The following is an 11704-nucleotide window of genomic DNA, read 5'->3' as shown; positions in this document are numbered from 1 at the left end:
TTGTGGCACCCCTGAACATGCAACGCAAACTAGCCATTATATACTATAATGGCTCACGCCGCTGACCCGTAGCAGGGTAAGCGGGGTGCGCCCGGCTCTTGCTTAGGTTCAACCCGAATGAGCTTAAGAAGCAGCTCAAGAGGCTTGGACTGAAGAATGTTGACATAGAGACCCTTGAGGCTGAGGAGATTGTTATAAGGAAGCGTGAGGGCAGAGAGCTGGTCCTCATAACCCCCCAGGCCCTAGTGGTTAAGATGCCCGGCGGGGCTCTCATGCTGCAGGCCTTTGCCCAGCAGGTCGAGGAGAGGGAGGCAGGGCTGGAGACCGTGGGAGCAGAAGTTAGCGAGGAGGACGTAAGGCTGGTGGCGGAGCAGACTGGGGTAAGCCTCGAGGAGGCCAGAAAGGCGTTAGAGGAAGCCGAGGGCGACATAGCAGCGGCAATAATGCTTATCGAGGAGAGGAAGCGAGCTGGCGAAGGCCGCTGACGAGCTCGTCGACGCTCTTCGCCAGGCTTAGTATCACTGGGACCCTCTCGCTCTCAGCCATCCAGAGGGCCAGGTAGTCCAGCTTACGCGGCCCATGCAGCACCATGGCTGCCGGCTTAATCGTTGATACTCGTAGAGCTATCATCGGACTCCTGCCCGTGGTGACCCTAGTGAAGACTATCACGCGCTGCGTAGTAGAGCCCAGCAGGTGAAGGAACTCGCTCCCGCTAAGACTCATTATGGCCCTGAGGCTGTCCACAACAGTGTAGCCGTATATACGCTCGTTCAACAGGTATGAGTTTACGGGGAACCCCTTCACGCTAGTAACCACCTTTTCCAGCTCAACGCCGCTCTCAAACTCGCGCATATCTATGACGGCTCCAAGGTAGTTTAGCTGAAGCATTTTAGCCAGGTGGGAGACAACGCTCCATCCACGCTCGCTATCGATCTCCAGCAGCGCCTCAACGAACCTCCGTATAAACTGAGAGCCAGGCGTCCTACGGCCCTTCTCATAGTCGCTTACAACGCTGGGGGTGACGCCCATGTGTCTTGCCACGTCAAGCTGGCTGGCGGCGAATATCTCTCTCCACTTCCTGAGCACGCTGCCAGGACTTTCACTCATGACAATCTCTCCAGCGATATGCCTAGCTATCTTCTCGAGCACCACACGCGGGGGCCAGGAGGGCTCGACCATCTCTCTTATACCACCCCTAATATCTACAGAAAAGGATTTAACCCCTATGCCCTCAGCCTTATAGTTCGAAATGGATGCCGGGGTCGCCTAGCCTGGTAGGGCGCCGGCCTGCTAAGCCGGTGGGGGTCCACCCCGCGCGGGTTCAAATCCCGCCCCCGGCGCCACCGAGCTGCAGAGGGCCCAGACGCCTTCCCGTTCTCCCGCATCATCCCACCTACCTGCACTCCCGGAGGAGCTGCTGGAGCTTATCAACATCTACAACCATGTAGGGCTCCTTGCTCGAAGCATCTATCTTCTCCACTCCCTTCTCCCTGAGCTTCTCCAGGCACTCCCCGCATCTTAGCAGCTCCTCTACAACATCCATGAATCTCATATATCCTGTCTCCTCTGCCTCGTGGCGCCGCCAGAGGCCGTAGAGGGATATTCGAAGCCTCCTCTGGCCAGTAGCCCTAGCCATCGAGAGAGCCATTACCCCCCGGTCGCGTAGATAGCGGCAAAAGGTATCCATAAAAGCCGTGAGCGGGTCCATCCGATAGCTTCTCATCGCCGATCTACCCGCATCCCCTCCTAGCCTTTACGCTGAGGAGCAGAGACTTAGTATCATCTATGAGCCGCCGTGCTACGTCAACCTTATGCCTGACGCCTGGTATGAGCGCATCAGGGTACTCTAGTGCACGCATCTCGTAGTAGAGGGCTTCCATTAGGTCAAGTACTACCTCTGCCTCCTCCAGCCTGTCGGAACGCATAAGGTCTAGTGCAAGGCGGCGGAGCTCCCCTAGGACGTCGCCCAGCCCCTGGAGGTAGGGGACCTCTCCCACTCCAAGGTCGTGGTGGCTGGGTATCTTCCCCTCAACCACTATGCTGTAGAACACTCTGGCCTCGACATACTCTGCTAAGACGTTGTAAACGAAGCCGCTCTCCAGCAGGAAGCTATCGCTCCTGGCAAGCTTCAGGAACTCTTTAACAATCCTATCCATATCCTCAATGTAGCCACGCGCCTCATCGACGAGGCCCCGGTGAAGAGCATTTATAGCCCAGCCGGACATCTTGATAATGTCCCGGCCGGTCTTTATCAGGCTATCCCTAGCCTCCTCCCTCCTGGAGAGCACAGCGTCTATCTCGGATATAATGCCGCGAAACCTCTGAGCCAGCTCGTCTACACGTATCTCAGCCAGCCTCGGCACTCCCGCGCCGCTCATGCAGAGGGGCACCACCCAGGCTAGAGAGCTTTTCAAGCAAAAACCCTAGCTCATCCCCCTCTAGCACGGAGAGCCAGTCTATACAGCAGCGAGACACTCCCCTGCCGATCATATCAACCACAAGTTTTGCAGCGTCATCGGGATCCATCTGGGTCGTATCAATCTCAACCACCGGGACGCCTTTATCCACCAGCCGCCGGGCCTCGGCAGCCACTACCCCCACCAGCTCGGCCTCAACATTCTCGGCAATCTTTGCTGGAGGCCACCCACGCCTCTGCAGCCGCTCCAGGAGCACCAGGGGGTTGCATCTCGTCACTACAACAGCCTCAATGGCATCGAGAATGGTCTCGAAGGGCTCCAGCCAGTGGGTCTCAACAACATAGTCCTGGTAGTAGCGGATCTCCCTTACAAGCCTATCATAGTCTGCTATGAAGCTTCTCCTATCAGCATCATAGCCCGTCCAGAGCCCCTTCTCCAGGACAATCCACGAGAGTGTTGTAAAGCGGCGCAGGAGGAGCCTGGCCACACGCGAGCCCACAAGACTCTTGCCGGTACCGGGCACACCCGCCACAACAATCAAGACGCTACGCTCCCGTGGAGCAGGTGGAGGCTAAGACCCTACTAAGAGACTAATGTAGGCAGGGCGACAGAAAGCCCCTTATAGAGTGGTTCTACTCCTTTAAAAACGAGTTTGGATGAATAGGGGGTTACTCCTCCCCTTCCTCCTTCTTCTCCTTCTCCTTCTCCTCCTTCTCCTCGCGGCGGGCGGCGGCGATTATGTCGTCTATCCTCAGCACCATGGTTGCAGCCTCGGTGCCGGCCTTGATGGCGTTAGCCTTGATGCTTACAGGCTCCACTACGCCAAGCTCCATCATGTTCTCAACGTTGCCGTTGAACACGTTGATACCATACCACTTGCCGTCCGGCTTGGAGTGGGCGGCGCGCAGCTTCATCATGTTCTCCACGGGGTCCAGGCCCGCGTTCTCGGCCAGCGCCATCGGCAGGCCCTCAAGGGCGCGGGCGAAGGCCTCTACCGCTAGCTGCTCCTTGCCGCCAATCTTCGGAGCGATCTCGCGCAGATACTTGGACAGCTCTACCTCGACAGCGCCACCGCCCGCGACTATCTTGCCGTCCCTTATAGCGTCGGCTACTGCGTGCATAGCATCCTGTATACTCCTCTCAGCCTCGTCAACCAGCCGCTCGAGACCACCACGTATCACTATAGTCACCGCCTTGGGGTTGGGGCAGCCCTCTATGAACACCATCTTGTCTTCGCCGACCTTCCTCTCCTCAACTAGCTTGGCGAAGCCCAGGTCCTCTGGAGTTAGGTCCTCAATGTTGCTCACTATCTTGGCTCCGGTGGCCTTGGATATCTTCTCTATGTCGCTCCTCTTGACCCTTCTCACGGCCATTATGCCCTTCTTGGCTAGGAAGTGCTGGGCCACCTCGTCGATGCCCTTCTGGGTTATCACCACTATGCCGGCCTTACCAGGCTCCATGCCGTCCCTCTTCATCCTCTCAACGGCAACGTTGTAGATCTTCTCCACCATGTCCTCTAGTATGCGCTCCTCCTCCTCGAGGAACTTCTTCAGGTAGGTCGGGTCGCTGATCCTTATCTCGGCGTCGATCTCCGGCTTCTCCACCTCAAGCGGGGCGTCGAGCAGCACTATGTAGGCGTTCTCAACCCTCTTGGGCATGCCTGGGTGCACAACCTCCTTATCGAGCACAATGCCGTAGACTAGCTGGGTGTCGCGGAGACCGCCACCATGCTTCTTTATTATCTGTATGCTGTCCAGGTCTATGTACCACTTGTCGCCGCGCTTCTCGGTGACCTGCTTGACTGCCTTGACTACAATCTCTGCCAGGTAGTCGCGGGCGCCGTGCACAGCCTTGCTGGTGAGGCTGGTCCTGGCTATCTTCTTGAGTATCTCATCGTTGTTTATGTCTATGGGCTCGGCCAGCTCCTGGAGCTTCTTTATGGCCTCCTCTGCCGCCTTCTTATAGCCGCTGACTATGATTGTGGGGTGCACGTTCTTATCGAGGAGCTCCTCGGCTACGCGGAGTAGCTCACCAGCGAGTATCACGGCAGTCTTGGTGCCGTCACCCACCTCCTCGTCCTGGCCCTTAGCTATCTGTACTACGAGCTTGGCAGTCGGGTGCTGGACATCCATCTTGTCAAGTATGGTGGCGCCGTCGTTGGTTATAGTTATGTCGCCGAGGCTATCGACTAGCATCTTGTCCATGCCCTTGGGGCCGTAGGTGGTGCGCAGAGTCTCGGCAATCGCCCGCACTATCATTATGTTAGCGCGTAGAGCCTCGCGGCCGTAGGTCCTCTGGGTGCCCTCCTTGAGTATGAGCACCGGCACACCGGTGGGCTCCACTGTGACCGCGCGCGCGGGCGCAGACATGGTTCCACCTCTAGCCATCCCTTTGATGCGCTACGTCCGGGTAGGTTGCCTTCAGAGTGCTTCTATATAAACCTTGCTCTCGGGGCTTCCACAAGGTATATCTCCCGCGGAAGAGCCGGGGCCGGTCCCGGGGGCATGTAATGGGTAAAGTAAGGATCGGGGTAGTCAAGCGCACCGCGCGTAAGCTGCTGTCAATGTATCCCGACCTCTTCACAGAGGATTTCGAGCATAACAAGCGCGTGGTATCAAACCTTATAGAGACGCCTTCGAAGAAGCTGAGGAACCAGATAGCAGGCTACGTCACCAGGCTATATAAGATATACAAGAGGACGGGGCAGCTGCAGTACCTTATAGAGCAGCAGCACGCCGAGGAGACCAGGGCAGCGCTGCTAGCCCAGGCGGCGCAGCAGCCGGCAGAGGCGGGGCAGCAGCAACAGCCCCAGCAGGCCGGCGAAGGCCAGCCAGCAGCGGAGAGCTAGACATAAGCCTCTACAACAGCCCCGGGCCCGCACTAGGGAGCCCGGCTCCTTTACCCCCGTCCGCGCAGCACCCTTAGGCCACCCTGAGGCCCAAAAGCCCGGGGGCCTGAGCCCACGAGCCATGGGATGGGAGTGACGCCGGCAACCGGGGGCGCCAGATGCCTTGGCGGGTCAAGGCCATCCAGAGCCTGTCAAGTTTAAGCCTGTAACCTGGCGCGAGGTAGAGGACGGCTGCGCGAGGATAGCCGAGCAGGTGCTAAGTAAGGGGATAAAGGTTGACGTCATCGTGGGAGTCCTTCGGGGCGGATGGATCCCGGCCAGGCTGCTCTCAGACTATCTAGGCACACCCGTGATGGGGGCCCTCGAGATTAAGTTCTACCGGGGGATCGGCGAGACCTCTGAGAGGCCCGTAGTCACCCAGCCCCTTATAGCCGACATAAGGGATAAGGTAGTGCTGGTAGTAGACGATGTAGCCGACACCGGGAAGACCTTCAACATGGCTGTGAGCTTCCTCTCCCACTACGGGCCCCGGAGGATACTCACAGCCGCCCTCTACCTCAAGCCCTGGTCAATGTACCGGCCTGACTTCTACGCCGAGGAGACTGATGCCTGGATAATCTTCCCCTGGGATAAGGCGGAGACCGTCGAGGAGCTTGTAAAGAAGAGGGGGCTAACCCTCGAGGAGGCGGCGAGAATAACGGGTGAAGACCTTGGGTTCCTCAAGAGGGTTTTCAACACGCGCCAGCTGGGTACAGCTGCTGCCGGGAATAGGCAACCTTAAGGTCGAGCTGCTCTGCACCCGGTACCGGGAGGGGTTGGAGGAGGAGCTCAGCCCTGCCGATGGCCGCGAAGCACTGGTATCCCTGGTTGCGGAGAGCCTGGCTCGCCGCTACTGCCCGGAGGAGATAGCCTCCGCCGCGCTCGCGGTGTACGCTGCCAGGGTAAGGGGCTTTGGCATAGCTAGGAACCCCGGGATAGACCTCCTCCTATACCTCGCCGGCCAGCGCAACATAGCGGACGTCCTACATAGCTACAAGCCCCGGCCAGGAGGCCGTGTGCTGATCGTAGCCGTCTACCCCGCAAACCGACTGCCACAGAGCCTTATCCCCGGCGTCCTAGAGCCTCCAAGCTCCTGCACCGCCGGCAGCTGCGACCGGACTAGGGAGACGAGGCTTGCTGTCTTCCCGCTGCGCGAGCGGGTTTACCGGATGCAGGGCGAGTAGGCCCCTTTTGATTCCTCATAGCCTCCGGGGAGGCCTTTAGGATAAGAGTTAAAGAAAAGCGCCAAGAGCGGGGAGCATGGAGCCCGCCAAGCATGGTGAGGCATAATGAAATGGCTCATACTAGACGAGGAAGAGGAGTGGTGGGAAGAGGAAGAGGAAGAAGAGGAATGGTGGGAAGAGGAGGAAGAGGAGGAGTGGGAGGAAGAGGAGTGGTAAGGTAACGAGGGGCGTCGGCATACCTTGCCTTTCTTCACCGCCGTCTCCCCGGGTTTTTAAGGCAAGGGCTCTCAACTAGCAGGCCGAGGAGCGGCTCGGTGCCGTCACCACTCCCCATACCCCCAAGTTGGGCCATTCCTAGAGCCCTATATAGGTACCGTCATCTGCCTCTAGGATGTACGCGCCGCCAGAGCCTTATGAGCCGCTGGGCCTGTGGGCCTTCTCCTCAGGGAGCGCTGGAATGGTGAGGATAGCTGTCATAGATTATGATCTATGCAAGCCCAGCAAGTGCCACCAGGAGTGCATAGCGTTCTGTCCCGTAAACCTGACAGGAGGCAAGGCTATAGAGATGAGCCCAGAGAGGAGGAAGCCCGTCATATATGAGGAGACCTGCATAGGCTGCGGCATATGCGTGAAGAAGTGCCCCTTCAAGGCCATAAGCATAGTGAACCTTCCAGACGAGCTCGAACGCATGCTGGTACACCGTTACGGGGTTAATGGATTCAAGCTCTACGGGGTACCCGTGCCCCGGCAGGGGAGGATACTAGGCATAATAGGTAAGAACGGCACAGGGAAGTCTACCGCCCTCCGCATACTCGCCGGCGAGCTGCGGCCCAACCTGGGTATAGTTGAGGGGGCGCCACCCGACTGGGACGAGATAATCAAGAGGTTCCGTGGCACCGAGATGCAGAACTACTTTAAAATGCTCGCGGACGGCAAGATAAGAGCCGCACACAAGATACAGTACGTGGACCTTGTACCGCGCAGGGTAAAGGGGCGGCTGCGGGACCTGCTAGAGCGGGCCGACGAACGTGGATTATGGAGGGACCTGGCCAGGGATCTTAACCTGGAGCGTCTTCTCGACCGCGACGTGAGGCAGCTCAGCGGCGGCGAGCTACAGCGCTTCCTGGTTGCAGCTGTGCTGAGCAAGGACGCCAACCTCTACCTCTTCGACGAGCCTAGCAGCTACCTCGACATAAGGGAGCGCATACGAGTGGCAAAGGCCATCCGCAGCTATGTGCCCAGGGATAGCTACACCGTAGTGGTGGAGCACGACATAGCTATGCTAGACTACCTGTCAGACCACGTAGCCATAATGTATGGCGAGCCGGGAGTCTACGGCATAGCATCCAAGCCCTACGGTGTGCGCGCCGGTATAAACTACTTCCTCAAAGGCTACCTGCCAGCCGAGAACATGAGGATAAGGAGCGAGCCAATAAGATACACTATAAGCTTCACCCGGCAGGCCAGCGCTGAGGCGAAACGCTACATCGGCTGGAGTAGGCTCCTAGTGCGCCTGAACGGCTTCCGCCTAGAGGCCGAGCCCGGGGATCTCCACGAGGGCGAGGTGCTCGGCGTAGTAGGGCCCAATGGCATAGGCAAAACCACCTTCGTGCGCACACTAGCCGGCGAGCTGGAGCCCGCAGAGGGAAGCGTGGAGAAGCCAGAGGGGCAGCTCAAGGTGAGCTACAAGCCCCAGTATATAAACCCCGAGGTGCTCGGCGAGGAGAAGACTGTAGAGCAGCTACTCAGAGAGGCCAACCCCTCCACACTCTCGCCGGGATCCTGGCTTAACGTAGAGATTGTGAGGAGGCTCGGCATAGACCGGCTACTGGACCGGAAGCTTAGAGAGCTAAGCGGCGGCGAGCTACAGAAGGTTGCCGTAGCCGCCGCGCTGGCGAGAGAAGCGGACATCTACCTACTCGACGAGCCCTCAGCATACCTCGACGTGGAGGAGAGGCTCACCGTAGCCAAGGCTATCAGGAGGCTCACAGAGGCCAGAAGCGCTGCCGCCATCGTTGTTGAACACGATATAGCGGTGCAGGACTACATAGCCAGCAAGATACTAGTGTTCACCGGCACCCCAGGGCGGCATGGAAAGGCTTCAAGACCCCTCCCCCTGCATGAGGGCATGAACCTCTTCCTAAAGGAGCTGGGCATAACGATAAGGAAGGACCCTGAAACCGGGAGGCCTAGGATCAACAAGGAGGGAAGCTTCCTGGACAGGATGCAGAAGAGGCTAGGCAAGTACTACTACTTACCGAGGCCCAGCGAGAAGGAGGAGGGAGAGACGGAGGAGTAGCCCCGGCCGGGGACGGCAGCGCCTTAAGCCTGGCGCGATAGTCCATAGACCCTGACAGGAGAGAAGCACTCTGATACCGGGGGACGGAGCCCTACCACTCCCTGTCAGGACGGCTAGGATCCTCAGAGCCAGAAACGCATCATCTACCACAGGCCCCGGGGGGTCGAACCCGGGGGACACGGTGGCTATGCACAGCCTACAGCGGCGCCAGCGGCGGCTCGAGGCTGTCAACCAGCTACTACTACCCCTACTAAGGGGTGCTAGACGGTACTACACTGCATGGAGGCTGGTCAACCCGCTCCTGACAGGCGTCTCAAGGGTAGACGAGTCCAGCGACTACACGGTCACCGTGGTGACTCTGCAGCTTCCGGCCAGCAGCCCCCTGGTAGTAGCGCTCTACACAAGCACGCAGGAGAGCAGGCCCATCTCCCCGAGCCAGCTGCAACGCCGCATAAGGAGGCTCCGCAGCCGTGTAGCCAGCTTGAGAGGCAAGGTGTTCAACAGGGCCGACCTAGTATACATAATCTACGCTCCACGCGGCTTTACGGTAGGTGCGAGGAGGATGGCCCGGAGAGAAGCAGTGAACCTAGCATCACGCATCGAGGACGCCATAAAGGCCCTTGCCAGGTTTGTGGGTAGAAGGCTTGCGAGGCTCACGGAGAAGCTCCGCGGCAGGAGGATATGGGGCGAAGTACCTCTCCTCCTATACGCGCTCCAGGAGCTCACGGTTTCTCTAGGAGCCGGGGCCAGGCTGGTGAGCAGAGAACTGGCTGTCAAGCTTGCAGAGAGGGGAGGCACCATTTAACCGCGGGGATGGCCCTAAAGACCCCATCCCCCAAGACAGCGCGCCTTTATGTAACTCCGCTATTCCACCCCACTAGGAGCCGGGTAGGGCCCGTGCTGGTTATGAGCTACCTCTGAAGCTTACCCCGACATGATTATGCTTAGGCTGCAGGTCTGGATCCCTCGTCCTCCTCCCTGAAGCGCGTGAAAGATGCGGCGAGCCTCCAGGCTGTCCATCAACGATCATCGCTAATGGATGAAACACTTACTACTATCATAAACTACCATAATTTATAAATTTTTGTATCTAATAAGTGGAGTGGTTGCAGCAAATTTTCTCTTCTCGAGCTACATGGAGCATCATACCCTCATATAGGCCTGGGCTTCTATCCTGTGCGGGTGCATGCAGGGGCTCTCCCGGATCAACCGTAATCCCTATGGTACGGGGTTCATATCGCCTAATATATAGGTAAACTCTCTATAATTGTTACATAAATGCATAACAGGTTAACATGAGATATGCGCCGCTATGATACCTTGCAGGGAGGGGCTAACAGTGCACGTAGCCTGTCAGGCTAAGCAAGAGGCCTGCATGCCAGCGCCAATCGCCTGTCCAGGCAGCAAAACCTCTTTAAATTCCATCAAGCAGTATGTAATAATAAGAATTTTCTTCATACTAAGGTTTTATGAGGCTACCCAGGATAGAGTCCTTCCCAGCAAGGGTATTACCAGGTACTCTTCTTCGAGGCTTCTTCCTTCCTCTTAATTGGAATTGACAATTGACTCTTAGCACCCCACCCCTTGCTCATGGAATTTTGCTTGGCTAGAAGAGGCTTTATACAACCGCATTTATGGTGGCTAGAGTGGTGAAGTCCACAATGTCCGACGAGAGGCGTGTAACGATAAGCGTGATAAAGGCTGATATAGGGAGTATAGCCGGCCACCACAAGGTTCACCCTGACACCATGGCTGCAGCGGCACGTGTCCTCGCCGAGGCTAAGAGAAAGGGCACCATCATAGACTACTATGTAACCCACGTTGGTGACGACCTCCAGCTCATAATGACACACCGTAAGGGTGTTGACAGCTCTGATATACATGGCCTCGCCTGGGAGGCCTTCAAGAAGGCGGCTGAGGTGGCTAAGGAGCTAGGCCTCTATGCTGCCGGGCAGGATCTGCTCAGCGACGCATTCTCCGGCAATGTGCGGGGTCTGGGCCCCGGCGTAGCCGAGATGGAGATAGTGGAGAGGCGCAGCGAGCCAATAGTAGTGTTCATGGCTGACAAGACCGAGCCTGGCGCTTTCAACCTGCCGCTCTTCAAGATATTTGCGGATCCCTTCAACACTGCCGGTCTTGTGATAGACCCGAGGATGCATGATGGCTTCAAGTTTGAGGTGCTCGACCTCTATGAGGGCAAGTACGTTGTGCTAAACTCGCCCGAGGAGATGTATGACCTGCTGGCTCTCATAGGTACACCCAGCCGCTATGTGATAAAGAGGGTGTATAGGAAGAGCGACGATGAGATAGCAGCTGTTGTGAGCAGCGAGAGGCTCAACTTGATAGCAGGCCGCTACGTGGGCAAGGATGATCCAGTAGCTATCGTGCGTGCCCAGAGCGGGTTCCCGGCGCTCGGCGAGATACTCGAGCCCTTCAGCTTCCCCCACCTCGTGGCTGGCTGGATGAGGGGCAGCCACTGGGGCCCGCTGATGCCTGTCGGCCTGCGCGACGCTAAGTGCACCAGATTCGACGGCCCTCCAAGGATAATAGGGCTGGGCTTCAACATAACCAAGGGTAGGCTGATAGGCCCGGTAGATCTATTCGACGATCCGGCGTTTGACGAGACCAGGAGGCTCGCGCAGCAGATAGCCGATTACATGAGGCGCCATGGCCCATTCATGCCCCACAGGCTGGGCCCAGAGGAGATGGAGTACACCACGCTACCCCAGGTGCTCGAGAAGCTCAAGAACAGGTTCACCGACGCCGAGTACTACACCAAGTACGTCCACGTGAAGCTGCGCGGTGTAGTCAAGGAGGCGGAGTCGGAGGCCCACGACTAGCGCTCCTCCCCGGGTTTTTGAGCCAATAGCCTAAAAGTTACGTCCCCACTGCACTGAGTCTAGTCCTTCAGCTGGCT

Annotated in this window: 11 protein-coding genes, 1 tRNA gene and 1 pseudogene; 8 read left to right on the top strand and 5 right to left on the bottom strand. The window is 57.9% G+C overall.

All coding sequences use genetic code 11. From position 1 onward, the window contains the following. The first annotated feature begins 98 nt into the window (after window positions 1–98). Complete coding sequence (locus tag ACZ42Y_RS02075; RefSeq protein ID WP_058370033.1) at window positions 99–485, top strand: nascent polypeptide-associated complex protein; 387 nt, start codon at window positions 99–101, stop codon at window positions 483–485. Here ACZ42Y_RS02075 and ACZ42Y_RS02070 read toward each other — a convergent pair. Beyond that, a complete protein-coding gene (locus ACZ42Y_RS02070) occupies window positions 448–1179 on the bottom strand; it encodes a helix-turn-helix domain-containing protein (protein WP_464735565.1) in 732 nt (243 codons plus the stop codon). The genes ACZ42Y_RS02075 and ACZ42Y_RS02070 overlap by 38 nt on opposite strands. 76 nt (window positions 1180–1255) lie before the next feature. Between ACZ42Y_RS02070 and ACZ42Y_RS02065 the strand changes: the two genes are divergently transcribed. Then, window positions 1256–1343: transfer RNA gene (locus tag ACZ42Y_RS02065), tRNA-Ser, on the top strand. 50 nt (window positions 1344–1393) lie between these two features. Here the strand turns inward: ACZ42Y_RS02065 and ACZ42Y_RS02060 are convergent. The 4 genes from ACZ42Y_RS02060 to thsB form a co-directional block, all read right to left on the bottom strand. Then, window positions 1394–1636 carry a hypothetical protein gene (locus ACZ42Y_RS02060; RefSeq protein ID WP_058370034.1) on the bottom strand — a complete coding sequence of 81 codons (243 nt, stop codon included), beginning with the start codon at window positions 1634–1636 and terminating at the stop codon, window positions 1394–1396. A gap of 94 nt (window positions 1637–1730) precedes the next feature. Then, entirely contained in the window at window positions 1731–2378 is a 648-nt protein-coding gene (locus tag ACZ42Y_RS02055) for a translin family protein (RefSeq protein WP_058370035.1), read from the bottom strand. Beyond that, window positions 2347–2949, bottom strand: a complete 603-nt coding sequence (locus tag ACZ42Y_RS02050) for an adenylate kinase family protein (RefSeq protein ID WP_236698180.1) — start codon at window positions 2947–2949, stop codon at window positions 2347–2349. The genes ACZ42Y_RS02055 and ACZ42Y_RS02050 overlap by 32 nt, the downstream gene beginning before the upstream one ends. A gap of 136 nt (window positions 2950–3085) precedes the next feature. Continuing rightward, a complete protein-coding gene (gene thsB / locus ACZ42Y_RS02045; protein WP_464735564.1) occupies window positions 3086–4786 on the bottom strand; it encodes a thermosome subunit beta in 1701 nt (566 codons plus the stop codon). Window positions 4787–4926: 140 nt separating this feature from the next. Here thsB and ACZ42Y_RS02040 point away from each other — a divergent pair. The 6 genes and pseudogenes from ACZ42Y_RS02040 to fbp all read left to right on the top strand — a co-directional run. Beyond that, window positions 4927–5106 (top strand): annotated as a pseudogene (locus ACZ42Y_RS02040) (30S ribosomal protein S17e); the annotation flags it as partial. 322 nt (window positions 5107–5428) lie between these two features. Then, window positions 5429–6046 (top strand): phosphoribosyltransferase, encoded by a 618-nt coding sequence (locus tag ACZ42Y_RS02035; RefSeq protein ID WP_058370039.1) that lies wholly within the window; start codon window positions 5429–5431, stop codon window positions 6044–6046. A 34-nt stretch (window positions 6047–6080) separates the two neighbouring features. After that, the gene (locus ACZ42Y_RS02030) at window positions 6081–6488 is read left to right on the top strand and encodes a hypothetical protein (RefSeq protein WP_058370040.1); all 408 of its coding nucleotides are present in this window, start codon (window positions 6081–6083) and stop codon (window positions 6486–6488) included. A gap of 457 nt (window positions 6489–6945) precedes the next feature. Next, window positions 6946–8787: a ribosome biogenesis/translation initiation ATPase RLI gene (locus ACZ42Y_RS02025; protein WP_058370041.1), complete on the top strand. Its 1842-nt coding sequence runs from the start codon at window positions 6946–6948 to the stop codon at window positions 8785–8787. Window positions 8788–8974: 187 nt separating this feature from the next. Next, entirely contained in the window at window positions 8975–9592 is a 618-nt protein-coding gene (locus tag ACZ42Y_RS02020) for a hypothetical protein (RefSeq protein WP_058370042.1), read from the top strand. Between the two features lie 856 nt (window positions 9593–10448). Then, complete coding sequence (gene fbp, locus ACZ42Y_RS02015) at window positions 10449–11627, top strand: fructose-1,6-bisphosphate aldolase/phosphatase (protein ID WP_058370043.1); 1179 nt, start codon at window positions 10449–10451, stop codon at window positions 11625–11627. Window positions 11628–11704 lie beyond the last annotated feature (77 nt).

It is taken from the genome of Pyrodictium brockii (genome assembly GCF_055379715.1).
Note: the sequence above shows the minus strand (reverse complement) of the source record. Positions and strands in the feature narration are given on the sequence as shown.

Excerpts from the sequence above, each read along its gene's own strand:
- ACZ42Y_RS02070 (WP_464735565.1), bottom strand. The coding sequence starts at position 1,179 with ATGGTCGAGCCCTCCTGGCCCCCGCGTGTGGTGCTCGAGAAGATAGCT.
- ACZ42Y_RS02060 (WP_058370034.1), bottom strand. The coding sequence starts at position 1,636 with ATGGCTAGGGCTACTGGCCAGAGGAGGCTTCGAATATCCCTCTACGGC.
- ACZ42Y_RS02055 (WP_058370035.1), bottom strand. The coding sequence starts at position 2,378 with ATGAGCGGCGCGGGAGTGCCGAGGCTGGCTGAGATACGTGTAGACGAG.
- thsB (WP_464735564.1), bottom strand. The coding sequence starts at position 4,786 with ATGTCTGCGCCCGCGCGCGCGGTCACAGTGGAGCCCACCGGTGTGCCG.
- ACZ42Y_RS02025 (WP_058370041.1), top strand. The coding sequence starts at position 6,946 with ATGGTGAGGATAGCTGTCATAGATTATGATCTATGCAAGCCCAGCAAG.
- ACZ42Y_RS02020 (WP_058370042.1), top strand. The coding sequence starts at position 8,975 with ATGCACAGCCTACAGCGGCGCCAGCGGCGGCTCGAGGCTGTCAACCAG.
- fbp (WP_058370043.1), top strand. The coding sequence starts at position 10,449 with ATGTCCGACGAGAGGCGTGTAACGATAAGCGTGATAAAGGCTGATATA.